This is a genomic window from Acinetobacter sp. 22512 (assembly GCF_052044755.1).
GTDB lineage: Bacteria > Pseudomonadota > Gammaproteobacteria > Pseudomonadales > Moraxellaceae > Acinetobacter > Acinetobacter pittii.
In genome coordinates, this window is the sequence record NZ_JBQENP010000023.1 from 24,485 (window position 1) to 50,569 (window position 26,085).

22 protein-coding genes are annotated in these 26,085 nt (G+C 39.3%); 10 read left to right on the forward strand and 12 right to left on the reverse strand.

The window, feature by feature from the left end:
- Positions 1-171: 171 nt before the first annotated feature.
- From ACTJJG_RS16915 to ACTJJG_RS16940, 6 genes are all read left to right on the forward strand, one after another.
- Positions 172-1,638 carry a TolC family protein gene (locus tag ACTJJG_RS16915; RefSeq protein ID WP_005076852.1) on the forward strand — a complete coding sequence of 489 codons (1,467 nt, stop codon included), beginning with the start codon at positions 172-174 and terminating at the stop codon, positions 1,636-1,638.
- Positions 1,635-3,776: a type I secretion system permease/ATPase gene (locus ACTJJG_RS16920; protein ID WP_182917436.1), complete on the forward strand. Its 2,142-nt coding sequence runs from the start codon at positions 1,635-1,637 to the stop codon at positions 3,774-3,776. The genes ACTJJG_RS16915 and ACTJJG_RS16920 overlap by 4 nt, the downstream gene beginning before the upstream one ends.
- On the forward strand, positions 3,773-4,969 hold the full coding sequence (locus ACTJJG_RS16925; protein WP_005076849.1) for an HlyD family efflux transporter periplasmic adaptor subunit: 1,197 nt from the start codon (positions 3,773-3,775) through the stop codon (positions 4,967-4,969). The genes ACTJJG_RS16920 and ACTJJG_RS16925 overlap by 4 nt, the downstream gene beginning before the upstream one ends.
- A 92-nt stretch (positions 4,970-5,061) precedes the next feature.
- A complete protein-coding gene (locus ACTJJG_RS16930) occupies positions 5,062-5,661 on the forward strand; it encodes an IMPACT family protein (RefSeq protein WP_032003907.1) in 600 nt (199 codons plus the stop codon).
- Positions 5,654-6,265, forward strand: a complete 612-nt coding sequence (locus ACTJJG_RS16935) for a DapH/DapD/GlmU-related protein (protein ID WP_372552803.1) — start codon at positions 5,654-5,656, stop codon at positions 6,263-6,265. The genes ACTJJG_RS16930 and ACTJJG_RS16935 overlap by 8 nt, the downstream gene beginning before the upstream one ends.
- Before the next feature lie 155 nt (positions 6,266-6,420).
- Positions 6,421-7,263, forward strand: a complete 843-nt coding sequence (locus ACTJJG_RS16940) for a universal stress protein (RefSeq protein WP_002115820.1) — start codon at positions 6,421-6,423, stop codon at positions 7,261-7,263.
- 116 nt (positions 7,264-7,379) lie between these two features.
- On the opposite strand, the gene ACTJJG_RS16945 is transcribed toward ACTJJG_RS16940, so the two are convergent.
- From ACTJJG_RS16945 to mutS, 5 genes are all read right to left on the reverse strand, one after another.
- Positions 7,380-8,048, reverse strand: a complete 669-nt coding sequence (locus ACTJJG_RS16945; RefSeq protein WP_069119784.1) for an O-methyltransferase — start codon at positions 8,046-8,048, stop codon at positions 7,380-7,382.
- A 136-nt stretch (positions 8,049-8,184) separates the two neighbouring features.
- Positions 8,185-8,907 (reverse strand): D-Ala-D-Ala carboxypeptidase family metallohydrolase, encoded by a 723-nt coding sequence (locus tag ACTJJG_RS16950; protein WP_005802595.1) that lies wholly within the window; start codon positions 8,905-8,907, stop codon positions 8,185-8,187.
- Positions 8,908-9,038: 131 nt separating this feature from the next.
- On the reverse strand, positions 9,039-9,362 hold the full coding sequence (fdxA, locus tag ACTJJG_RS16955; protein ID WP_002051033.1) for a ferredoxin FdxA: 324 nt from the start codon (positions 9,360-9,362) through the stop codon (positions 9,039-9,041).
- 345 nt (positions 9,363-9,707) lie between these two features.
- Positions 9,708-10,238: a GNAT family N-acetyltransferase gene (locus ACTJJG_RS16960; protein WP_069119782.1), complete on the reverse strand. Its 531-nt coding sequence runs from the start codon at positions 10,236-10,238 to the stop codon at positions 9,708-9,710.
- Between the two features lie 61 nt (positions 10,239-10,299).
- Entirely contained in the window at positions 10,300-12,939 is a 2,640-nt protein-coding gene (mutS, locus tag ACTJJG_RS16965; RefSeq protein ID WP_002115830.1) for a DNA mismatch repair protein MutS, read from the reverse strand.
- Between the two features lie 403 nt (positions 12,940-13,342).
- Here mutS and ACTJJG_RS16970 point away from each other — a divergent pair, with 403 nt between their 5' ends.
- On the forward strand, positions 13,343-14,683 hold the full coding sequence (locus tag ACTJJG_RS16970; RefSeq protein WP_068930878.1) for an aspartate aminotransferase family protein: 1,341 nt from the start codon (positions 13,343-13,345) through the stop codon (positions 14,681-14,683).
- Positions 14,684-14,831: 148 nt separating this feature from the next.
- Here the strand turns inward: ACTJJG_RS16970 and qhpR are convergent, their stop codons facing one another.
- The 3 genes from qhpR to ACTJJG_RS16985 all read right to left on the reverse strand — a co-directional run bounded on the left by qhpR (position 14,832) and on the right by ACTJJG_RS16985 (position 18,576).
- Complete coding sequence (gene qhpR / locus ACTJJG_RS16975; protein ID WP_069119834.1) at positions 14,832-15,866, reverse strand: AraC-like transcriptional regulator QhpR; 1,035 nt, start codon at positions 15,864-15,866, stop codon at positions 14,832-14,834.
- 308 nt (positions 15,867-16,174) lie between these two features.
- Positions 16,175-17,500 (reverse strand): phosphoserine phosphatase, encoded by a 1,326-nt coding sequence (locus ACTJJG_RS16980; RefSeq protein WP_069119780.1) that lies wholly within the window; start codon positions 17,498-17,500, stop codon positions 16,175-16,177.
- 74 nt (positions 17,501-17,574) lie between these two features.
- The gene (locus tag ACTJJG_RS16985) at positions 17,575-18,576 is read right to left on the reverse strand and encodes a phosphotransferase enzyme family protein (protein ID WP_069119778.1); all 1,002 of its coding nucleotides are present in this window, start codon (positions 18,574-18,576) and stop codon (positions 17,575-17,577) included.
- A 180-nt stretch (positions 18,577-18,756) separates the two neighbouring features.
- Here ACTJJG_RS16985 and eat point away from each other — a divergent pair, with 180 nt between their 5' ends.
- Positions 18,757-20,172, forward strand: a complete 1,416-nt coding sequence (gene eat / locus ACTJJG_RS16990; protein WP_069119776.1) for an ethanolamine permease — start codon at positions 18,757-18,759, stop codon at positions 20,170-20,172.
- Between the two features lie 88 nt (positions 20,173-20,260).
- On the opposite strand, the gene ACTJJG_RS16995 is transcribed toward eat, so the two are convergent.
- Positions 20,261-20,728 (reverse strand): Lrp/AsnC family transcriptional regulator, encoded by a 468-nt coding sequence (locus ACTJJG_RS16995; protein WP_017399965.1) that lies wholly within the window; start codon positions 20,726-20,728, stop codon positions 20,261-20,263.
- 118 nt (positions 20,729-20,846) lie between these two features.
- On the opposite strand from ACTJJG_RS16995, the gene ACTJJG_RS17000 reads away from it, so the two are divergent.
- Together ACTJJG_RS17000 and ACTJJG_RS17005 are read left to right on the forward strand one after the other, a co-directional pair.
- Positions 20,847-21,722 carry an EamA family transporter gene (locus ACTJJG_RS17000; protein ID WP_069119774.1) on the forward strand — a complete coding sequence of 292 codons (876 nt, stop codon included), beginning with the start codon at positions 20,847-20,849 and terminating at the stop codon, positions 21,720-21,722.
- 185 nt (positions 21,723-21,907) lie between these two features.
- Complete coding sequence (locus tag ACTJJG_RS17005) at positions 21,908-22,534, forward strand: hypothetical protein (RefSeq protein WP_069119773.1); 627 nt, start codon at positions 21,908-21,910, stop codon at positions 22,532-22,534.
- 100 nt (positions 22,535-22,634) lie between these two features.
- On the opposite strand, the gene ACTJJG_RS17010 is transcribed toward ACTJJG_RS17005, so the two are convergent.
- From ACTJJG_RS17010 to folE2, 3 genes are read right to left on the reverse strand one after another with little or no spacing between them, the layout of a single operon-like run.
- A complete protein-coding gene (locus ACTJJG_RS17010; RefSeq protein ID WP_069119772.1) occupies positions 22,635-23,990 on the reverse strand; it encodes a dihydroorotase in 1,356 nt (451 codons plus the stop codon).
- On the reverse strand, positions 23,980-24,540 hold the full coding sequence (locus tag ACTJJG_RS17015) for a gamma carbonic anhydrase family protein (protein WP_032056548.1): 561 nt from the start codon (positions 24,538-24,540) through the stop codon (positions 23,980-23,982). Before ACTJJG_RS17015 ends, ACTJJG_RS17010 begins: the two co-directional genes overlap by 11 nt.
- A 54-nt stretch (positions 24,541-24,594) precedes the next feature.
- The gene (gene folE2, locus ACTJJG_RS17020; protein ID WP_069119771.1) at positions 24,595-25,497 is read right to left on the reverse strand and encodes a GTP cyclohydrolase FolE2; all 903 of its coding nucleotides are present in this window, start codon (positions 25,495-25,497) and stop codon (positions 24,595-24,597) included.
- Positions 25,498-26,085: the final 588 nt, after the last annotated feature.

Below are 26,085 nucleotides of genomic sequence, written 5' to 3' on the forward strand. Positions count from 1 at the left end.
AAAAATAATGTGTGAATTATTCCTGCATTTATGCTTCTTTATGCAAAAAAATATGTAGAATGTAAAAGCTTTTAAACGATAACAAACAAGATCAACAAGACAAGCATGATTGGATATAACCAGAGAAGAGTAAAAAGGACATGTAAAAAGCCAGCTTTCCTGAAAGGGTTGATGCTTTTAACTTCACTGCATGTACCTATGGTGATATATGCCGCTAAACCAAGTGAGCAATATCACACATTAAAAGACAACTTATCACAACTTTTTGCCCCTAAAAGTAGTGATGAATTTAAAGTCGCTAAGATGCAAGAGTTGAGTAATTTTAGGCTAGATCGTTCTAGAGTGCAGGAGTTTCCGACTGTTCAACTCAATGATAGAGCAGCTTCATCTTATTCAAATTTGCCATCAAGGAAAATGACTCTGCAGGAAGCGGTGAAAATCGCCATCCAGCGTAACCCTGATATTTCCCAAGCCATTTCAACTTTAGCTGGCCAAAATGCTGGTATTGATGTTGCGAAGGCAGGTTATTATCCTCAAATTTCAGGTGGTATTACTACAGGTGACCTGAGTAGTGGCGAGCGTGGTCGGCAGTTATTGACTTTAAACGCAACTCAAATGCTTTATGATTTTGGTAAAGTCAAATCAGGTGTATCGGTTGAGAAGGCCAAACTCCAAGTCGAACAGGCGAATGTGTTGGTCAGTATTGATGATATTGCACTTGATGTGGCTCAGTCGATTATCAACATTCAGCGCTATCTCCAATTAAATAAAATTGCCGAGCAGCAAATTGCGGGTATTCAGCGAATTCAGGAAATCGCTAATTTACGTGCAAATGCTGGTATTAGTAGCCAAGCTGACCCGATCCAAGCCCAGTCTTATTTACAAGCTGCGCAGTCCGGTTTGATTGCCCAGCAATCTTTGTTACGTCAGTACCAACAACATTTAAGAACATTGTTGGGTGGTGATGTTTCACGTACAGGTTGGATTATTTCAGATGATTTGGTGAAAGTGTCTGATTTATATGGTGAACCTGAGTTTAATACCATTCCAAAAATGATCGCTGCACAAGCGGGCATTGAAGTGGCTAAAGCCCAAAAGGAACAGACCCGTTTAACACGTTATCCAACTTTGGCAGTGAAAGGCTCGGTCAGTCAGGCCATTAATGGAAAAAACCCAAACAATGATGAAGATGATGGTTTATATAGTTCCATCATGCTTGAAGCCACCAGCCAGTTTTATCAAGGTGGGGCAGTTTCTTCCCAAGTAAAAATGGCAAGTTATGCAGAAGAAGCAGCTAAATCTAAAGTGAATTCTGTGTATCTGGATGTGCTCGATCAGATCAGAACCAGCCGTGAACAAATTGAAAATAAACAACGTCAAATGCAGGTTTTAGCCAACCGCCAAGCGACGACAGTTCGTACACGCGAACTCTATCAAGAGCAGTACAAACTCGGTACCCGTTCATTGGTTGACTTACTGAATGCTGAACAAGCGATTCATAGTGCCAATTCAGAACTCGAAACTGCACGTTATGACATTTATAGCAGTATTGTTCAGTACATTGCAGCAACAGGACGTTCCCGCCAAGCTTATGACTTAAATAATATTTCAATTCAGGGGTTCGAAGTACAACCATGATGACAAAAATAAATTACCAGCCCTGGTTACAGGCGGTCTTAACGATTGCTAAACATTATAGAATTGAGCCTTCAGAAGAAAGAATTCGTTTACAACTTGACTGGAACCAAAATCAAAACCTTGATGATGTTTTGCAGTTAATGACACGTCAGGTTGGACTCAATTTACGTAAAGTACCTTTTTCATTAGATTTACTTAATCCATGGCGTTTACCGGTCATGGTCGAGTTTAATGACGGACAAGTTGGTGTAATTGATAAGGCCGATACTCAAGGAAATGTCAGTATCCAGTTTAGTGGAGATCGTGGCCTTTCCCAAAATTTAAGCTTAGATGTCTTAAAAACAACGATTAAGAATGTCTATATCCTGCGTCCTGAAACGTCTATTCCCGATGCGCGTATTGACGAATATATCAAACCATACGAAGCAAGTTGGTTCTGGTCGATTGTTTTAAGAGACTGGAAACGCTACGTTGATATTATGTTTGCCTCACTGATTGCCAACGTATTGGCACTGGCAACCATTATTTTCTCAATGCAAGTGTATGACCGTGTTGTTCCATCTCAGTCTATCCCGACCCTATGGGTGTTGGCAGGCGGTGTGCTTATTGCAGCACTTTTTGAATTTACCTTACGTATATCACGCGTGTACTTATCCGATATTATTGGTAAGCGTGCTGACTTACGGGTGTCTGACCGTGTATTTGGTCATGCCTTACGTATCAAGAATAAAGACCGTTCAAAATCTACAGGTAGTTTTATTTCCCAGATTCGTGAGCTCGAAGGTGTTCGTGAGCTGGTGACTTCAACCACCATTAGTGCAATTGCCGATTTCCCGTTCTTTTTCCTCTTCCTGATCATTTTTGCGATTATTGGTGGAAAACTGTTTTGGGTGATGTTGCTGGTTGTGCCACTTATGCTTTTGCCGGGTATTCTGGCACAGAAGAAGCTAGCGCAACTCGCACAAGAAGGTATGAGAGAATCTTCAATCCGTAATGCCATTCTTGTTGAAGCGGTGCAGGGTATTGAAGACATTAAGCTATTACGTGCTGAGTCTCGCTTCCAAAACCAGTGGAACCACATGAACGAGGTTTCAGCCGATATCGGGATGAGACAGCGTAAAATCGTCGGTACCTTAATGGCATGGACTCAAATGCTTCAGGGGTTAACCTATGCAATTGTGGTGTTGGTAGGATGTTTTGCGGTGATGGAAGGTGAAATGACTACAGGTGCGTTAGTAGCTTGTTCAATTCTATCTTCACGTATGTTGGCACCGATTGCACAAATTACAGGTGTGTTAGGTCGTTTACAGCAAGCAAAAGTTGCCAAACAAAGCCTTGATGAGCTTATGCAACGTCCGATCGATCAGGCAGACCGTTCGCATCTGGTACACAAAGCAGTTTTAAATGGCGATTACGAATTAAAAAATGTCTTATTCCAATATGGCGAAGAAGACCCGAAACCAAGTTTGGCAATCCGTCATTTAAAAATTCGTGCTGGTGAAAAAATTGCCATATTGGGACGTAATGGTGCAGGTAAATCGACACTGCTCCAGCTTCTATCTGGTATGCAAGTTCCAACTCAAGGCGCGGTACATTTAGATGGTCTCGATCTTTCATTAATTGATCCGTCTGATGTACGTCGTGATATGGGCTTACTTAACCAGAATGCGCATCTTTTCTACGGTACGATTCGTGAAAACCTCACTTTAGGTGCGCCGCTTGCAACGGATGAAGAGATTCTTCGTGCGCTAGTAGTGACTGGTGCATTACCTTTTGTTCAAGAGAAAAAAGAAGGGCTAGATCACCTGATTTTAGAAGGTGGTGTTGGTTTCTCTGGTGGTCAGAAACAAGCATTGTTACTGGCTCGTCTATTGATTCGTCAACCTAACATTTTATTGTTAGACGAACCGACAGCAGCCATTGATGACGTGGCAGAGAAACAACTGATTGATCATTTAAAAGGTTGGCTGGCACATCGTACTTTGGTCGTTGCGACCCACCGCCGCGCTGTATTAGAACTGGTGGACCGTATTATTGTCGTGAATGAAGGCAAAATCGTGATGGACGGTCCAAGAGATCAGGTACTCAATCAATCAACAGCCCAACAAAAACAAGTGAGCCAAGGGGGTAATTCATGAGCGAACCACAACAAGAACAACAACTCACCCGTTCAATGAATGTCTCTTATAGTGAGCCACCCTTACCACGTGCCAGTCTAGTGATCTGGATTGTGGGCATTGGCTTGGTTATTTTCTTTATCTGGGCGTGGGTATTTAAACTTGAAGAAGTTTCTACTGGTACAGGTAAAGTCATTCCATCATCTAAAGAGCAGGTCATCCAGTCTTTAGAAGGCGGTATCTTAACCAAGCTGAATGTACAAGAAGGTGACATCGTTCAAAAAGGCGAAATTCTTGCGCAGCTTGATCCAACCCGTTTTGCATCAAATGTTGGTGAATCAAGATCTTTACTGATCTCTGCTCAAGCGACAGCAGCGCGTTTGCGTGCAGAAGTAAACGGTACACCTTTGGTTTTTCCGGAAATTGTGATGAAAGAACCAAAGTTAGTACAAGAAGAAACTGCATTATATCGCTCGCGTCGTGCTGATCTTGAACAAACCCTTGCAGGTTTAAGACAGGCGTTACAACTTGTGCAACAAGAACTGGCGATGACAGAGCCTTTGGTTGCTAAAGGTGCAGCAAGTGAGGTCGAGGTTTTACGTTTACGTCGTGAAGCAAATGATTTGCAAAATAAAATGAATGATGCGCAGAACCAGTACTATGTGAAAGCGCGTGAAGAGTTATCTAAAGCGAATACGGATAGCGAAACGCAACAACAAATTGTACTGGGTCGTAGTGACAGTTTAGACCGTGCAGTGTTCAGAGCACCGGTGCGTGGTGTGGTCAAAGAAATTGCAGTCACTACTCGTGGTGGTGTTGTTCCACAAAACGGTAAACTGATGACGATTGTACCGATTGATGAGCAATTGCTTATTGAAGCGCGTATTTTGCCGCGCGACATTGCCTTTATTCGTCCGGGACAAGAAGCACTGGTTAAGATCACGGCCTATGACTATTCAATTTATGGTGGTTTAAAAGGGAAGGTTACGGTTATTTCACCAGACACCATTCGTGATGAAGTGAAACAGGACCAATTCTATTATCGTGTTTATATCCGCACTGATTCTGACAAGCTTTACAATAAAGAAGGTAAAGCGTTTGGTATTACACCGGGTATGGTGGCAACAGTAGATATTCGTACTGGTCAAAAAACAGTACTTGATTACTTACTTAAACCATTTAATAAAGCCAAAGAAGCATTACGAGAAAGATAATAAAAAAGCCCCGAGATTCGGGGCTTTTTTTATAGGTTTGATTCTATTAAATTCACGTTATAATTTGATTTTTATTATGCTTTATCTTATTTATGGCTTTTACGATTGCATCACAGATTACATTTGAAGAAGAAATTAAAAAAAGTAGATTTCAGGCGATCGCTGCGCCAGTAGAAAATGAACAGCAGGTTAAAGAATTTTTAGAATACAACAAGGATATCTCGACCACTCACCAATGTTGGGCTTGGAAAATTGGGCATAACGTACGCTTTAACGATGATGGTGAACCGTCAGGAACAGCAGGCCGTCCAATCTTGGCGACTATTGAAGGGAATGACCTGACGAATATTATTGTGATGGTTAACCGCTGGTATGGCGGTATAAAACTGGGAACGGGTGGCCTTGTTAGAGCATACGGTGGCTGTGCTGGACAATGTTTATTATTGGCTGAACGTATTGAACTCATTGCAAAGAAGACGATTCACTTTTCTTGTCATTTTAATGAGTGGGCGATATTTCAATATGAACTGAATCAACAACAGATTGAATATCAGGAAACCTACACGGCAACAGGGGTAGATATCGAAGCGAGACTACAGATACATCAAATTGAACCGCTCGCCTTAAAACTCAGAGACGTAACACGTGGTCGTGAAGAATTAAAAATTGAAGAGGAATTAACTGATGACTGATTCCTTACTGAAATATCGTGAGCAACATAAGCACCGCTTAAACTATATGCCATGGTTATATTGGACTTTAAAACCTAAAAACCGTGCTTGGGCTGAAGAGTGGCAAAAGGAATATCAAGCTTATTTAATGGATATGGAAACAGTTGAGATTGGTGAAAATTGTTTTATTTCACCGTTAGCACATATTTTTGCTGAACCAGGCCGCAAAATTATTATTGGGGATAATAGTTTTATTGCAGCTGATTGCACATTGCATGGACCACTCGAAATCGGCAATGAAGTCGCGATTAACCATCATTGTATTTTGGATGGTGGGCGAACGGGTATAAAGTTGCATGACCAAGTCCGTATTGCCGCGTATTGCTATTTATATGCATTTGACCATGGGATGCAACTCGACCGTCCACTTTACCAGCAGCCAGTTACGTCCAAAGGAATTGAAATTGAGCAAGACGTTTGGTTGGGTGCGCATGTGGGGATTAAAGACGGTATAAAAATCGGTAAACATGCTGTGGTCGGGATGAATAGTATGGTGACTAAAGATGTTGAGCCGTACCATATTGTCGGTGGGAACCCCGCAAAATTTATTCGTTTAAGAGAATAATGCAGTCTCAAGAATGTAATAAAATGTTTGATCTTTAAACAAAAAAGTTGATTTTTATACATAAACCTTAACATACCAATTTTTATCTATGTTAAGTTAAAGCTAAGTTTTAATAATAATCTCCAAGGCAATAGACCTGAAGAAGAGAGGCTAACATGAACCGTGTTATTGCGTGTATTGACTCATCACCGTGTATTAATGCTATTGCTGATGCAGCAGCATGGGTTGCTAAAGCGACTGGACGGGAACTTGTATTATTACAAATTCTGGACTATTACCCAGCCAGTTACCATCTTGGTGAAATTAGTGGGGTAATCGGCTTTGAAAGCAATGCAATGCTGCTAAAAGAGTTAGCTGAGCTAGAGCAAAAACAAAGTGAACTCGCGTTAGATTATAGTAATAATTTACTCCGCCATATTTCTGATCTTATTCAAGAAAAACACGGAATTACCAGCTCAAAAATTCAAGAAAAAGGTGATTTTTTAGAACAAAGTTTTAATCTCTTACATGAAAATGACATCGTTATTTTAGGTCGAGTCGGGGAAAGAGCAGCCGAGAAACACAAACCAATCGGTAGCAATGTTGAAAACTTCATCCGCGGTGCGAACTGTACTGTTTTGACCATTGGTGAAAACTTTAAAGTGCCAACACGATTTATCTTTGCTTATGAATATTCGCCAACTTGTCAAAAAATGATGCGCCGTATTGCCCAAAGTGACTTATTGCGAACACTGCAATGTCATTTGGTGTATGTAGGTGATCATCCAGAAATATTAAATGAACCAGAACATTATCTTAAACAAGCGGGTCTAGATGTAGTCACCGTTTACCGTTATGGTGATGTTGCACAAAATATTTTAGAGTACCAACAAGAACACGGCATTCAAATCATTGTGTTAGGGGCATTTAGTCATAGCAAAATTCATCAATTCTTCTTGGGAAGTATTGCGACAACCATATTCCGAAACGCGACTGTTCCATTACTTGTGGCTAAATGATGAGATTTGCATATAGTTATCCGCAAATCTTGTGGATAACTATATGGAAAAGCAACAGTAATAAAAGTAATTAATTGATTATAAATAATAAAATAAAAAAGATGATTTTTTAACCATTATTTCACAATTGCAATTGCGAAGCCATCATGACCTTTTGAGCCAACTGTTTGCAGAGCTGTACAAGACAAGATTTGCGGATGATTTTCTAAAGCTTTAAACATTTCACGGATGCCTTCAATACTCGGTTTTTTATTGTCAGGATTTAAAATATCACCTGCGCGAATTACATTGTCGAGTACGATAATCGTACCTGATCTTGAGAATTTCAGACTCAATTCTAAATATTCAGGATAACCCTGTTTATCTGCATCAATGAAAATAAAATCAAAAGGCGCCATAGATTGAGGATCAATCGCAGCAAGGATATCTGCAGCACGGCCAGCTCGAAGATCAACTTTTACAGGAAGATTGGCATGATCGATATTTTTCTGCGCCATTTCGGCATGAGTAGCACGGCCTTCTATGGTGAGTAAGTAACCGTCTTCAGGTAAGGCACGGCCTAACCAGATAGTACTATATGCAGCAAAGGTTCCGATTTCTAAAACTCGTTTGCATTTATTCATTTGAATAAGCATCTGCAAGAACATACCTTGGTTAGGTGCTACTGCAAGATGATTTGAAAAGCCGTGTTCATCGGTATTCTTTAATGCATATTCGAGTCGCGGATCTTCGGGAATTAAATGTGAATCGATATATTGGTCAATGTCTGTCCACATCTGCTGCATAATCAAATTTACCTATATGTTGATCGGGCTATTTTAAACGTTTATGCCTAGAGTGCAAAAATCTTCGTTTCAAGAAATTTTGGTTGATTGGGAAATGAACAATAAAAAACTCCTTTCAGTTGAAAGGAGTTTTTTATTAGAAATTACACATTGAACTATTTCGGGTGAGGTCAGGTCCCCAAGTACGATAGCCTTGAGTGTCGATATGAATTTGACCTGAACTATATAGACCAATACCCATATTTAAGCTTTGACCATGCTGAGCCCAGAACTGACAAAGTTTAAACTTGGTGTTTTCGATAAATGCATAATCTTGAGCTTGTGGGAACTCAGGACCAATACGGAAATCGATTGCCGAGTTAAATAAATGTTTAGATGAGCTTGCGCCGCCTGCACATTCATTTAAAGGTAAGTCTCGGTAAACCGAGGTCACTTCAAAGTCGGTAAGAACTTTTGCTGCAACTAAATATTTAAATACGCGTAGGGTAGATAAAGAATTTCCCCATAGCTCGCGATTAGGTACAGCATATTCTGAGCGGCCACATTTTTGCCAATCACGTGCTGAACGTAATAACTCAAAGCTTGGCACAATGCCTGCAACGTTATTTCGGGTTAAGAATTTTTCGTATTCACGAACACGTTGGTAATTTTCACCAGAACTTAACCAACTTCGATAAGATGCAGGCTCAACTTTAGGGGGAATTGGGCGCTCGATAATAACGCGCTCTTGTGGAATAAAGATTCGTTTACCACTTGGAGAGGTTTTGCCTGTTGTTGTGTGTTGGGGAGAGCTGACACAACCTACCATAACCGCTGGGATTATGCATAAGGGTACCAGACTCTGCAAAAACTTCCGCATAAGAAAAATTAAGCACTTATAAATATTGCGGGTATTTTAATGCAAAACAGTGCACAAATTACGAGGAATTTGCAATGAAATGTTTGAATAGGGTATAAAAAAAGATCAGCGGTTGCTGATCTTTTTTGAAATTACTTTTCAAGATATTGTAATTTATCAGGTTTGCCGTTCCATTCTTCACGGTCAGCTGGTTGATCGCCAATTTGAGTAATATTAGGCCATTTTTGAGAAAGTTCAGCATTTAATTCAATAAATACTTCTTGGCCTTCAGGTAACTCATCTTCAGAGAAAATTGCATTTGCCGGGCACTCTGGTTCACATAATGCACAGTCAATACATTCATCCGGATTAATCACTAGGAAATTCGGACCTTCGTAAAAACAGTCTACAGGACAAACTTCTACGCAATCTTGGTATTTACATTTAATACAATTTTCAGTGACAACAAAGGTCATGGCGACAGCTACCTAAAAAATATGGTTTCATTTCGAATAGCTTATTTTAGGCAAAAAAGGGGTAAACAAACAATTGCTTTTATTGATATTCTTTATTCATGCATATGAAGATAAGTTAATACGTTGATAATCAAACAGATCTTTCAACCTTATGAACTGCGTGTCTATAAAATTAAAATAATAATATATTTTATAAAACAATAACTTAAAAAATATTTTATTTAATTATTTAGATGTCATTTAAGTCAAGGCATCTATTTTAATAAATACCTTAACTTTTCATTTTTTTGTTTTACAAATTTTGATTTTCAGCTTTTGGGGTTGAAAATCCTTAAATCTTTAGAGCTAAACGTTACATAGTAAATGAATATCTTCAGGTTCGAGCTGCCAAAGTTGTTGATCTGGCGCACTTAACGGTTGCGCGCCATGCTTCATATAGAAGTCTACAGTGCGTCGACTTGGGGTTGCTGAAATATACAGTTGGTCTGCACCGAGTTGCTTGGCGGACTCTTTTGCGGCTTGCATAAGCTTAGCACCAATGCCTTGACCTTGCTGGTCTGCATCGACATAGAAATAGTGGAGTAATTTAGCGTGAGGATAGTCTGTTATGACTTGATTTGAGACTACGCTCACGCCAACGAGCTTTTCAGAAGCATCAAATGCACCTACAAATATTGAACCTTGTGCAAAGAGCTGTTTTAGTTTGGGTGGGTCATTTTCTAGATGGTATGAGTCCCAATTTTGTACATCAAAAAAACAATCAACCAATTCTAGCTGTAGCTGTTTTTGTATGTAGTTTTGAGTGATTAATTCACGGCGGCTAATCTGCTGCCAAATAAGATCAATTTCTGAACTTTGCAAAGATCTTAAGATCATATAAATATTATTCTCCGATATGAATAAGCAGACCTAAGCCTGCTTATTCGAACGTGCTTTATTAAGATTTGAGTGCAGCTTTTAACTCGTAGAGTTGTTCAAGCGCCTGACGAGGCGATAAATTATCGACTTCAATTTGCTTAAGCAAATCTAGAGCAGGGGATGAAACTTCGATCTCGACAACTTTCTCTATGATTTGTGAACCAGAGTTTGCATCTGGTGGAGCAAACAAATCATTTTGAAAACTGGTTTGTAGATGTTGTTGCTGCTGTTTTTCTAAAATGCGCAAACGTTTCTGCGCTTCTTTAATAACATTGGCAGGAATACCCGCTAATTTTGCGACCTGTAAACCATGACTTTGGCTTGCAGGGCCTTGCTGAACTTTATGTAATAAAATCAGATTGCCGTTCAGCTCTTGCGCCGTGACATGATAGTTATCAATTCCTGCTTCACTACCAAGTTCGGTCAATTCAAAATAATGAGTCGCGAATAAACATAAACATTTTACGCGCTTTGTTAAGTCGACCACACATGCCCATGCTAAAGATAAACCGTCATAAGTACTGGTTCCGCGGCCAACCTCATCCATTAACACCAACGACTGGTTGGTGGCATGATGCAAAATTTGCGAAGTTTCAGTCATCTCAACCATAAAGGTAGATTTACCTGTAGATAAATCATCGGCTGAACCAATACGGGTAAAAATGCGGTCAATTGGACCAAGTTTGACGGCTTTAGCCGGAACATAGCTACCGCAATAAGCAAGTAAACTGATTAATGCCGTTTGGCGCATGAAGGTTGATTTACCGCCCATATTTGGACCGGTAATAATTGCCATGCGGTGCTGAGCATCAAGGAAAGTATCATTTGGGGTAAATGGTGCTTTATTTAATGCTTCAACGACAGGATGACGACCAGCCTGAATTTTAATGCCCGTTTCCGGAGTAAATTCAGGGCGCGCCCAATTGTTTAAACGTGCTTGATGAGCAAAGTTTGCAATGACATCAATTTGAGCAATTGCTGAACTCATCATTTGTAGATGAGCGATATTTTCGCGAAGGTTTTCAAGCAAAGCTTCGAATAATGCTTTTTCACGTGACAGCGCACGTGACTCACTCGACAGGACCTTATCTTCAAAACTCTTAAGCTCAGGGGTAATGTAGCGTTCAGCATTCTTTAAAGTTTGACGACGTATATAGTCGGCTGGTGCTTGTTCTGCTTGAGCACGAGTGAGTTCGATGTAGTAACCACTTACACGGTTATAGCCGATTTTAAGGGTATTAATACCTGTACGTTCACGCTCTTTAATTTCTAGATCAATTAAGAATTGACCTGCATGATCACGAATTTGGCGTAATTCATCAAGCTCAGCATCATATCCTTCTGCAATTACATTGCCATCACGAAGTAATACAGGTGGGTTTTCAACGATCGCTGCCATTAAATGTTGATGAAGTGCTTTGAAATCTCCAAGTTCTTCATCTAGTTGAACTAATAATTTAGATTTCTTCGCTTGAATGACTGGAGTTAACGCCGTTCTTAAAGCTGGAATTTGTGCGCATGCATGACGAAGTTGCACCAAATCACGTGGTCGTGCACTGCCTAGCGCAACGCGGCTAAGCACACGTTCAATATCACCAATTTCTTTAAGCACTAACCGAACTGGGTTTTCGTGATATCCCTGAATGAGTTGCTCAATCGCATCTAAACGAGCATCAAGCAATGCAGTATCACGCACAGGTTGCATGAGTGTGCGGCTTAATAGACGGCCACCCATTGCAGTTTGGCAGTCATTTACTAGTTGAAATAATGATGTTCCGTGTTCAAATAATGGCTCGATAATTTCTAAGTTGCGACGTGTAATTGGGTCGAGCGCAATAAAGTCTGTACTTTGTTCAAGTTGGATTGAACGAATATGCGGTAATGCAGTTTTTTGGGTTTCTTTTGCATAGTGAATAAGCGCAGCGGCAGCAGCCTTGGCTAAAGGTAATGGGTCTAAACCAAAACCTGAAAGTGTTGATACTGTAAACTGGTCACATAAGGTTTTTTGTGCATTATTTAGGTTGAAGTCTACATTTGGACGTTTAGTAACAGGGCAATCTAAATGCTTTTTAATTTGTTCAATAATATTGGTATCGACCAAGTCTTCATCAATCAAGATTTCACTTGGCATTAAACGCGCAAGTTCAATAGGCAATTGCTCTGGCTTGTAATCTTGTTGTTGAACTTTAAAAATGCCTGCACTCAAGTCGAGTAAAGCAAAACCAATCTGGTTTTGATGAATGCACAATGAAACGAGATTAGATGATTGATAACTGCTGAGTAATGCATCATCAGTTAATGTACCCGGGGTCAGAATACGAACAACTTTACGTTCAACAGGGCCTTTACCTGTTACTTCTCCAACTTGTTCACAAATAGCCACCGTGCGCCCAGCTTTAACAAGTCGCGCCAAATAACCTTCTGCCGAGTGATAGGGAACACCCGCCATTGGAATAGGTCGGCCACTGGCTTTACCACGATGGGTTAATGTGATGCCTAAAAGCTTGGCTGCTAAATGAGCATCTTCAAAGAAGAGTTCATAAAAGTCACCCATACGGTAGAACAGCAACGCATGTTGATAGTCCGTTTTAACTTTGAGATATTGCTGCATCATAGGTGTGTGAGAAGATAAGTCAGCCATGATTTCAGCGCTATTCATGCGTATTAAACCCTTAAAAAATCAGTAATATTTTACGTTTGGTCATCTAACCAATTTCAAGTCTTTTAAAAATGAATGTCATTCAAGAAAAGAACACAACTGGATGAACTTTGAGAATTGGCATCCATAGTATAAAGCGATTTGGAGTCACTCCAGATGTGTAATGGTAACAAATTTGAGTTATTGAAAAAAAGAGTAGTGAAACCCTGAAATATAAGACCAATAAGTTGACTTCAAATTGTGGCTTAAGTGGTCTGAGGTCAAGTTTTTTTCAAGATACTTAAGCAATATGGTTTGCGTAACTTCAATCAAATACTGAAATATGTTGAATCAGAGTATGAATTGCCTACGTCAGTCATTGTCTTGTGCAAAAGTATGCTGAATATAAATAGAGGAGTCATTCATGGGTACGCGTTCAACCATTATGGATACCAATAGCTTTCGTCCAGAACATGCTGCTGAGCTGGACCATGCTACCCGCAAACTGACCGATAAAAGAAATAAAATTTTAGGTGAATCCTATCGCTTGTTTTATCGTAATCCCGTGCATCTGGTGAAAGGACAGGGGCAATATTTATGGGATGCAGCAGGTCATCAATATCTGGATGTTTACAACAATGTTGCCAGCATTGGTCATTGTCATCCTGCGGTCATTGAAGCGGTAAATGAGCAAATGAAAATGCTCAATACTCATACCCGTTATTTACATGAAAATATTTTGGATTATACCGAAGAACTTTTACAAACCACTCCCGATGAAATTGACCGTGCAATGTATATGTGTACAGGTTCGGAAGCGAATGATTTAGCGATTCGTATTGCCCGTGAATATAGCGGTGGTACAGGAATTATTGTTTCTCAAGAAGCCTATCATGGGACCAGTAGCTTAACCTCAGGATGCTCTCCAGCACTGGGAACTGAACAACCTTTAGATGATACAACTCGCCTAGTTCCAGCACCTGATTATTATCGGATTCAAACTGATGATTTAGGTGAATGGTTCGCGCAGCAGATCCAGCAACAAATTGATGATATGAATGCAAAAGGCATCAAGTTTGCAGGTTTTTTGGCGGACTCAATATTTTCTTCTGACGGTGTCATGCCTAATCCTGTTGGGTTCTTACAAAAAGCGGTTGATGTCGTGCATGCCAATGGGGGAATCTTTATTGCTGATGAAGTACAACCGGGTTTCGCACGCACTGGCGATTCTTTCTGGGGCTTTGGTCGCCACAATGTTGTGCCTGATATCATTACCACAGGTAAACCAATGGGTAATGGTGTTCCAGTGTCAGGGCTTTTAGCCAAGAGTGAAGTCCTTGCTGCTTTTAGCGATAAAATTCCATATTTTAATACCTTTGGTGGTAATCCTGTTTCTATGGCAGCGGCACAGGCTGTACTTAAAGTCATTCAGGAAGAAGAATTGCAAACCCATAGTAAATATGTGGGAGGGCTACTTCTAAAAGAACTCACTAAACTTATGGATAAACATGAGATGGTGGGCGATGTCCGTGGTGCTGGTTTATTTATAGGATTTGAACTAGTTAAAGATAGAGCCACAAAAGAGCCGAATAAAGCATTGGCTCTGAACCTTATTGAAGAGCTCAGAAATACTCATCGAGTTTTAACCTCAGTTGCAGGTCCTTATGGCAACGTATTGAAACTGCGCCCACCTTTGGCTTTCCAAACAAAAGATATCGATTGGTTAGTTGGTGCTTTAGATCAAGCCTTAACAAAATTAAAGTAAGACCTTCTATAAAAAATACCCTTCAAGTTGGATGTTAAATCTAATTTGAAGGGTATTTTATTGTTCAATTATTTTGTGGGTGTAAAAGTTATCTCGAATTACTTAAATAATAAAAAGGCCTTTATTCAAGGCCTGTATTTGCAATGTTTTAGTGTCTTAATTGACGTGGTGTAACACCAAACCAGCGCTTAAATGCACGAGATAAAGCACTTACTTCTGAATAACCTAATAAGAATGCCATTTCTGAAATTGGAATATTTTTCTGCTTAATATAATGTTCGGCCAACTCACAACGAACCTGATCGACTAAATGGGTAAAGGTCAGTCCTTCATTTTTTAAACGGCGGGTAAGGGTGCAACTCGTTAAACCAATATCATGAGCGATTTTTTCAAGGTTTGGTTCACCTTCACTGAGTTCAAGTTGGATGTGAGAGCGGACTTGATCTGCAAGACATTGACTTGGTGAAGCGCGATTTAGTAGGTGCAACGTATCTAGAATCACTGTTAATAAAATAGAATCGCGTCCCGGCATAGTATGCTGGACGTCTTTTTTTGAAATGATGATAGAGTTATAAGGCTGATCAAAATAAACAGGTGCATTAAATAATTTGCTATGTTCTTGCCAAAATTCAGGTCGAGTATGCTCAAAGTGAATCGCGCGTGGTGAATAATGAGGGCCCATCACTTCACGGATCACATTCATAAACATGCCCATAGTCAGTTCTGCATCTTGGCGGCGAGTTAAAATCGCGCCGTGTTGAACTTGATAATCGATGCGCCAGCTATCTCCTAAATCGACCATTCGATTGAGGGTATCTTTCTGATGCAAATAAAAGTTATTGGTCATGTTCATGAGTGCAGATTCTAATGTATTGGAACAAAGACCGATGTACCCAATAAGCCCTAATGATTTGGGTTGAAACTGTTGACCATAATGCAAACCAAAATTATCACAACCTGAAACCAGTGCTGCCTGTTCTAGCACCTTGCAATAATTGGGTAGTTGTAAACTCAAAGTTGGGCTGATTAGAAGTTCAGGATTAATACCACTAATTCCTAAAACACGATCAACATCTGCACCTTTTTGATGAATAAACTCGCTTAATCCAGAGGCGGCTGCAGACAATACACCTTGATTACACATATTTGAATCGACAAGATGAGCTGGATTGAGATGTAACATGTCAAGTCTCATGATATTTATTCCTAACTATTATTATATTAAGCAAAAGCCATACCAGTTTTTGCTTACGTCCATGATTTTTTGTGGTTAAAACTATTTATAAAATAATGGTTTATGTGTTGCTGTTTTAAGTTTCAGATTTGACTCTTTAAGAAGACATCAATCATTGTATTTAAGGTTGGGTAGCGAACTAAAAGAAGGCAGAAAATGCATTAGAGATAGGCAAAAAGGGCAGAACTAAAACAAGAAATTAAGAGGCTTCTCATGCATACAACATGTATTGTAGGCATGAGAAAATAAGTGAAATATTAATTTTTTGTAGTTTTTGCCGTTTGCGCACCATAACTTAAACTGGCCATTGAAGGTCTAAATTGACCTGTATTGGCATCGCGGCCCTGTAGTAAGAACTTAGTATTGGTTTGACCGTAGCTCTGCACAGCCTGCTGAGAAAATTTTCCAATATCAGAACTCGGACTGCGCAATCGGTTGATAATCAGTACCTTCTGAGTCGCCGCAAAATTTTGCATCATATTTTGATCGCCTTCGCTGTCACCTGCGATAAAAATTGGTCCGTAACCATATTTAGAGACTAAAAAACGCTGGATGGTTGCGGTTTTGCCTTTACCTTGTGTTTGCGCATAGCCATGACGAAACTCGGGTAAAATTCGATTTTGTGCATCTCGTTCTAACTCCATGGCGTAGGCATTTTTTTCATTAATGTTATAGCCGATCTCTGGATTAGAAATAATTTCCTTAATCACATCAATAAAAGATGCCGAACAGACATAGACATCAATGCCATTGTCCTGAAAGGTCTTAAATAGATTTTGCATTTCTCGGTATGGTCTTAAACCATTTTCCCAAGTGGTTTTCACAACACCAGCTTGACCCGAAAGTGCAGCGGGAGAGGTCCATGTCACGGGTCCAATCGGTTGCTGCATTTGCCAAGCCACCGTTGCTTTCACCAAATTACGGACTTGTTGTTCGGTAAACCCAGTAAATAAATAAGTGACCCATGGATATGCAACTTCATGATCAAACGTATCTCCAATCGCCGCATATAGATATCTCATTTTAGTAATGAAATCGAGATAATGCGGATCTTGTTTAATTTGATCGAGAGTTTGTTTACCTTTTAGACCGCTATAGTGGTGATAAAGCCATGTGTAGCTGGCAATAATATCTGGGGCAATTTTATCAATATTGACGGCTTGGCCTTTCTGGTTATTGTAGGCCGCTTCAAAGTTTTGCGAGCTAATTCCTTTGCGAATAATCTGATTAAGCTGCTCTGGCGTGACATTAAACGCTAAGTGTTCAAGCTGATAAATTAACGTTGCTTCTTCGATGTCTAAAAATACCGAAGTATTGTCAAAGTCAGTGACAATATATGGGCGTTTTTCAGGATTATAGTTTGGGCTATCTTTTCCATAAGTAGCAATTAATTGATTAAGTTGGTTAAAGTTAAAAGTGTCCCATTGACCTTTTTGGATATATTCCTTTTGGGGAATAGCGACTGCGGAAGATGTACTTTGTATAGGGTTGTAATTACATGCGCTTAGAGCAATCATACTTGCCAGACTACTGGTGAGTAATAGTGCTTTGGCAACTTTGCTCAGTTGATGGGTAGCTTGCATAAACCCTTCCTTTAAATTCTATAAAATTTAAAAACTAAAAATTGAAAATGAAGAAAAGCGATCTAAATCACTTTTCAAATTCCTACAGGCATTTGCCCGTTTAGATATTTTTTACACAGACGCACAGTTTCATTGGACCATTGATCACCAAGACTTTGAGCCATTTCTGTTTGTGCGTGAGAACCATTCCAAGCCATCATTTGAATGCGGCGTTGCATGATAAAAGTCGGGATCATTTCATATTCTTCAGACTGAATATGACCTACGCGCTCGTAGCCCTTTAACCAGTAATCAACCCAATGAGGTGCATTTGCATAATGTTCATTAAAGCTAATCGCGGCGGCGAGATCATGCATAAACCAGCTCATTCCGCAGTCATCAAAATCGATCACACCAATACGTTCTTGTTGTAGTAATAGATTGGTTAAACGCAAATCGGCATGAATTAGGCCATAGCGTTCTTGGGTTTTACCAAAAAAGTTTAAATCTTTCGAAATTTGTGCAATGGCTTCTTCAATCACGCCGTGATCTTGAGGTCTTAAATGAGGTGCATTTTTCCAGTTTCCCCAGTGTCCATCCGCACCTATCATGGTTTCATGATTCCACACAATACGTTGAAAGTTTTCAGGCGCTTGCCATGTCTTACTATGTACATGTAGCTTTGCGGTAATTTGTCCTAGTTGCTCAAATGCAGTGGGGTCAACTTCAACAGTTGGCATATCGCCCTCAACCCAGTTGAAAAGGACTGCATAACGATAAATATCATTCGATAGTTTTAAAGTAATGACACGCTCACCGGATTGATCTGCAATCGCAACAGGAACTTGAATACCACTCGCATTTAAAGCATCTAACCATTCAAGCTCACTTTGTATATCGAGTTTGCTGTGGTAGTTGGGACGGTGAATTCGAAGTGCATATCGGGCAGATCCAGTCGAAATCTGAAAGGTTGCATTTTCAGACTGGCATAGCAGTTTGACCTGTCCTTGATATTCCGAGGGATATTGCTTAATTGCTTGTTCTGCCAGTATTTGTAATTGAACTTGGCTTAAAAATTCATTTTGTTCTACAGACATAACCCATCTCCTCAATTTAATTTTTAAACACGTTCTGTGTTGAGATGCCGTCGATCTTATAAAAGAAAAAATGAATCAACTTGACTTCAAGTGGTCGGGGAGATGTTTTGCTGTCAAGTTTTATGAATATCTTTTGCGCAACTATTGGTGGTGTAAATTTAGTCGATAAGGCATACGACAATGAAAGAATCTGAATTAAGCGTAGATGTTGGTGCTTTACAACAGGACGCAGAGTATTTTGCAAAACGTCAGTTAAAAAAGGGGGCAGTAGGTTGGTTACTTTTAGTGGGGCTAGGTGTCTCTTACGTCATTTCGGGTGACTTTGCGGGTTGGAATTTTGGGCTGGCACAAGGCGGCTGGGGTGGGCTCTTTATTGCAACAGTCATCGTTGCGTTTATGTATCTCTGCATGAGCTTTGTGATGTCTGAGATGTCAACGATGTTGCCCACCGCTGGTGGTGGCTATAGTTTTGCCCGCGTTGCATTTGGTCCTTTTGGAGGCTACCTCACAGGGACTGCGATTTTAATTGAATATGCAATTGCACCTGCTGCCATTGCCGTATTTATCGGTTCATATTGCCAATCACTCTTTGGAGTTGGCGGCTGGGCTGTTTATTTAATTTGCTATTTAGTTTTTATGGGCATTCATCTGAAAGGTGCAGGTGAAGCACTTAAAATCATGTTTGGAATTACCGCCGTTGCTTGTATTGCACTGGTCGTATTTATCGTTGCGATGCTTCCACATTTTGACAGTGCACGTTTATTTGATATTCCAGTCAGCACTCATGCAGGTGCAAGTCAATTTTTACCGTTTGGCTATATGGGAATATGGGCCGCAGTACCTTATGCCATCTGGTTTTTTCTTGCAGTTGAAGGGGTACCACTAGCAGCCGAAGAAGCAAAAGATCCAGTACGTTCATTGCCACGAGGCCTGATTGGGTCAATGTTGATATTGGCATCGTTTGCACTTTTAATTTTATTTTTGGGTGCAGGCGCAGCGGGTTCAAATGCTTTAAAAAATTCAGGGGCACCTTTAGTTGATGCACTCATTGCGGTGTATGGTCAGCACACATGGTTAGCGAGCTTTGTTAACTTTGTAGGTCTTGCGGGTCTTGTCGCAAGTTTCTTCTCAATTATTTATGCCTATTCGCGTCAGATTTTTGCATTGTCACGTGCGGGTTATTTGCCAAAAAACTTATCGCTTACCAATGAAAATAAAGCGCCATATTGGGCCATTATCATTCCGGGCATTATTGGCTTCTTACTTTCTTTAACAGGTGAGGGCGACTTACTCATTTTAATGGCAGTATTCGGCGCAACCATTTCTTATGTGTTGATGATGCTTTCACATATCAAGTTGCGTTTATCTCGTCCTGAATTACCACGCCCTTATAAAACGCCTGGTGGAATGTGGACGTCTTGTATTGCCTTGGTTCTCGCTGCTGTTGCTGTAGTTGCAGGGTTAATGGTAAATCCAAAAGTTTGGTTATTGGCCGCACTGATTTATGTTGGATTTATACTCTATTACTTATTATATAGCCGTCACCATTTGGTGAAAGGTACGCCTGAACAAGAGTTCGCGATGATTGATGACTGAGTTTGATTACGATAAAAATAAAGAGGCTTCGGCCTCTTTTTTAAGCTTTATAAGACTATTAAAACGTTTAAAGACAAAATTGAGAAGTTTAAATATTTAACTCAAAGTTTACTTTTACGCGGTCTAAAACAATTAAAGTTCGATATGTTTTTACATCTTCATTATCAGCAAAATGTTTTCTAACCAAACTCTCAAAATGAGATAAGTTATTGCTCAGCATGATAATGATAAAAGAGACACCTCCATTCACAAAATAGCACTGTTGAATTTCTTCAACAGAAGCAAAGTATTGCTTCGCTCTGTCCATAACTACAGAGCGATCTTCGCTAAGTCGGACTTCAATAATAGAAGTAATTTTTTCTCCAAATTTAAGCGGATTTAAGATAGCGCAATTTTTTAAAATAATTTCCTTTTCTTCCATACGCGATATACGTCTTTGAACGGAAGCAGCAGATAGACCAATTTTTTCAGAAATTTCTCGATGAGACGTCTTATTGTCTTTTTGCAGTATTCTTAAGATTGCGTAGTCAAAATTATCTAAAGAAATATCTGACATGAGTAAATCTCTCATTAAACTTTAAATATAGAGTTATTTAATCGTTTTATTGAGGGAAATAGAAGAAATATATTGATTATATAGAATTAAAATTTCAATCATTCCCAGAGCGGTAAATATGATGATTGAGACAAACTCCAAGCAAGGCATGGCATTTGCAGCCGCATTTCTATCTTTAGTTTCTGTGCAAATAGGAGCATCAATAGGAAAAGCGCTTTTTCCAATTCTTAGTGCTGAAGGAGTGACCTTAACTCGACTTGCTTTAGCAGCATGTTTCTTGTGGATTGTTTATAAACCTTGGAGAGACTGGAACAGGCGGACCAATTGGAAAAATCTCATTATTTATGGGGCCATCCTCACTTTAATGAATACTTTAATTTATAAAGCATTTTCTTATATGTCTGTTGGCATTGCGATTTCCATTGAAGTGTTGGGACCGCTTACGGTTGCTATTTTAATGTCTAAAAATAAATTAGATTATTTTTGGGGAGCATTATCTCTTATTGGTTTGCTTCTTTTACCTATGGGTAATTCAAACAATAATTTTAGCTTTATTGGTATGACGTATGCTTTAGTAGCGGCAGTAGGTTGGGGACTATATATTATTTACGGCTCTAAAGTTGCAAAAGGTGGTGGAAGTTCTGTTGCGACTGGAATGTTCTTGGCAGCTTTGTTTGCAACGCCTTTAGGGGCATCTCACATCGTCCATATTTTTGATAGTTATACGATTCTTTTGACATGTTTACTCATGGCGATGCTAGCAAGTGCGATTCCTTTCATATTAGATATGATTGCGATGAAAAAACTGCATCCACGCGTTTTTGGAATTTTATTGAGTGCATCACCAGCGGTGAGTGCTTTGGCTGGATGGCTGATTTTAGATGAACGATTAAACCATTTTCAGATCTTTGGAATAATAATTATTATGGCGTCGTGTGCGGGATGTTCTTATTTTTCTTATAAACGTAATACTGCAAAGCCTGTTCATCTATGATGGCTTATTTCTAAAGTTGGATGAGTCATTTGAGGGGGAGAGAAATAATAAATAGAGCCCCCCCTTAAAAAGGCTGCCTCTGTACAAAAAGAATATAAAAACAGTAAGTAACACTTACTCAAGTATCATTTTAATCTGTTTGATATTTATACAATATAATTACCAGATCACAAGGATATGAACTCATGAAATTTCTAAAGTTTTTAACTTTTAGCACCATTCTTACTTTATCCGCACATAGTTATGCGACAGTGGGCGGTGGACAAAAAATTGAAGTATTGGGCTATCAGCAAAAAGAGAAGAAACTTTATGTATTAAGACACTATGAAGATGGTCGAGGACGTCTACCACAACTCTATTATTATCTATTAAATAGTAAATCGCCTGATAAACTGATTGAAGTCAAATCTCTCTATATCAATCCAAAAACACATAAGATTGATTATGATCAAGATAGTAGAGCGTTTGATAAAGCTCTAAATAAAATTAAAAAGAATTTAACTCCTTTGATCGTAAGTAATAGTAAGGCCGTAAAAATTCAAACATTAAAAACTCATCAGAATCAGGTATCGGCTTGGTTTGATCCTTCAGGAAAGATCACGCAATATAAAACAGAATATGTTGTAAAATCGCCATCTTTACAAAGTAAGCCCCATGTTGCGGTTCATTACACCAAAGCAATAAAAATTTCCCAAAATTATAAGGTGCCTACACACAATAAGAGGTTGGTTGTCGTTAAATATCTGGGGGTTCCAGAAGAAACTGGTTACGATATTGAAGACCCTGTTTTACTACTACCTATGAAAAAATAAGTTTAAGCGCAAATATTTTTTTGGTTCAAAGCGGCAATATACACAACATCTGTGTATATTCAGCTCAAAACTTATCACCACTCGACTGCTTTTATCTGGGTTATCTGTCTATGTCTAATGCTTTGCCTCGACAGCTTAAAAATAACTGATTTTGATGCCAAGCCAATTGCCCTGACACAATAGTTGTATCGACGTCATAGCGGAAGGTTTTATTTTGAAATGGCGTCCAGTTACATCGCATATAGTTTTTTTGATCTTTGACAGCCATAGCCTGTTTATTTTCTTTAAGTAATACCAAGTCTGCCCAATAACCTTCGCGGATATATCCACGATTTTTGAGTTTAAATAAATCAGCGACTTGGTGTGATGTTTTCTTAACCATTGTTTCTATCGTTATTTTTTTATCTGCCACAAGTTCCATGAGTGCAGGAACAGCATGTTGAACCAAAGGCAGGCCAGCGGGTGCTTTTAAATAGGACTGCTGTTTTTCATCCCATGTATGCGGTGCATGGTCTGTACCAATAATATCTAAGCGATTGCTTTGAGCGATGGCAGTGATGAGTGCATCTTTGTCTTGTTGAGTTTTAATCGCTGGATTGCATTTTATTAAATGGCCAAGCGCAGTATAGTCTGATTCATCAAAACTAAGATGGTGAATACATACTTCCGCAGAAATATGCTTTAGATTTAAAGGTAAATCTTTAAACAAACACAATTCTTTGGCTGTACTAATATGTAAAACATGCAGTTGGGTTCCATATTTTTCCGCTAAAGACACCGCTAAACGTGAACTCTCAAAGCATGCTTGTTTATCCCGAATTTTAGGGTGAATATGTGTTGGAATATATTCACCATATTTCCCGAAATATAAATTTTCTCTTTCTTTAATTCGAGGGGTATATTCGCAATGCGTTAAAAGAATAGTCGGGACATTAGCAAATAAACGCTCAAGCACTTGTGGTTCATCAACTAACATATTCCCCGTAGATGCCCCCATAAAAACTTTTACACCACTAATCAGCTTGGGATTAAGCTGTTCAATAATCTCTAAATTTTGGGAACTTACGCCAAAATGAAAAGCATAATTTGCCATGCTATATTGGGCGGCAATTTGCTTTTTTTGCATTAAGGCATCTAAAGATAGGGTTGGGGGATTGGTGTTCGGCATATCCATATAACTTGTAATACCCCCAATGACCGCTGCCATAGATTCTGATGCAATACTGCCTTTATGTGGCGAACCCGGATCTCTAAAATGAACTTGATCATCGATCATTCCGGGAATTAACCAATTCCCGTTTGCATGAATGGTTTTAGCATTAACAACATGAGAAATTGATGGAGCAATTTTTTCGATTCGACCATCTTGAATGAGCACATCTACAAATTGCTGTTTTCCCTCATTCACTAAATTGGCATCACGGATAATAATTTTAGAATAGGGTTTAAAACTCATTGTGTAATGCCTTATAGCCTTTGACTAATTCAATATTTGTTGAGACGACACTCTCTGAAAATTCACTGATAGAAATATCAACCGGAGGATATTGGTTTAAGTCAGTTTTAGAGTTGATGTAGCTCATTGCAGGGACATAAAAGTGGTTCGGTAAATCACGCCCGTCGACCACTGCGTTGTGACGGATAGCGCTGTGATTGCCGACCTTACAGTTAAATATGACACTGTTAAAACCCACAAAAACATGGTCACCAATTTCACAAGGCCCATGAATAATGGAGCGATGGGCAATTGATGTATTTTCACCAATTACAACTGATGCACCAGCTTTGGAATGAATCACAACACCATCTTGTATGTTGGAATTTGCTCCAATAATAATAGGTTCCATCTCTCCATTTTCGTCGGTTTCATCGGCTCGAATTACCGCATAAGGACCAATAAACACATTTTCATGAACAATGACTTTGCCGCAAATAATAGCGGTCTGATCGACATAAGCTGATTGATCAATCACAGGGAGATGACCAGATGGATTTTTACGTAGCATTGGATAACCGTTTAAATATATTTACTTAAATTGAATTAAATGAGTGACCTAGAGTTACCACTGCCATGTCCCTTGGGCCACAGCATCATGTGCATGTAAACTTTCTGCATGAGTCACTTTAAATTTGAAACCATGAATATTTTTGTGATGTATAAACGAGCCATAAAGACGTCTTAAAGCATCTTCGCAGAACATTAGATTTTGACCGTTGGCAACGGCAAAAGCCTGTTCATCAATACGCTTCACCGCCGTTTGTACAGGAGTCATTAAGGCCAGTTCAGCTCGGTTTATAAACTCGATGAGTGGAATATCTTGAAATTGTTGATCTAATTTAAATTGCAGGTGGGCAAAACTTCTTTGGCTATGTGGCGTTGCTGCTATTGCATCTGTGGTATTTAACCAGTTCATAATGTCTTGTTGGTCAAGTCGAATTTCTTGATTTTGTAAGGCCGACTCAAACCGTTGTTGAATAATATTTCTTGAAAGTGCCGCAGAGCATGGGCAGGTTGAAGAATAGGGGATCTCGACTTTTAATTCTGCCTCAAAATGATCATTAGAAAGTTGGCATGACAAAACAAAAGGATAGCTTTTCCACCCTGAAAGCTTGCTGACTAAGGCTGGTCGCTCGATATAAAGTTTACTGTGAATTTCAATTTTGGCATGCTGCGATAAATCTTGATGGCTGTCTAAGAAGTCCTCTAAAACTAATTTTAAATCAGGCATATTTATATTTTCGAGTGATGTTAACTCTAAAAGTCGTGTGTATAGACGCGACATATGAATGCCTTTTGCTAAAGGGTCATCCAGACTGACATAAGCATTTATGTGGCTTGGGCATAAGGTATTTTCAATTCGAACTGGTAATGCAATGTTTTCCATGCCGACCCAATCAAGGCGGTGGCTATAAGCATTTGGTAAAGTTGGCTCGGCAGATATATCTGGGAGAACAAGGTTCATTTATTAGCGGCTTATATTGTGATATTAATGTTATGTTATAACATAACGTTAATAAGTGGCAAGTTTGCTATAGACCTTAATGGAGTTAAATAACATTGAATAAGTAAACATAGATATATAAGCTCCTTGTCTCTTTCCGTAATGGTAGGACGGGAGAGGGACACCTTCGGGTGTGCTGGTTATATCTTTCACCAGTCTGTCAACCCTCTTTCGTTCTGCCACCATAACTTTGATGTTTTGGCAGAACTTCTAATAAAAAAAGAAGCTAACAGTCTTTTATTAAAGCCTAAGCTCAAATATTTACTTTAATTTTCAATCCCAATTTAACAATAACTTATTCATTAGTTAGCCCTACTTTTTTAATGATCTATTTTAAAACAAATGTCATTTTGTGTGCTTGACTGCAAAAGGGTTGGACACTATCCTTTGCCTGCTGGCCTACATCGCCAGTCGGTTTTGACGGACCGTATCATAGAAGCATTAAAGGTTTTATATCTTTAGTGTCTAGCCCCTCGTGCCCCCTCTACGGTGGAATGATCTGACCCCATAAAGTTGGACAGTTAGTTAAGCAGTTTTTAAAAACTGGTT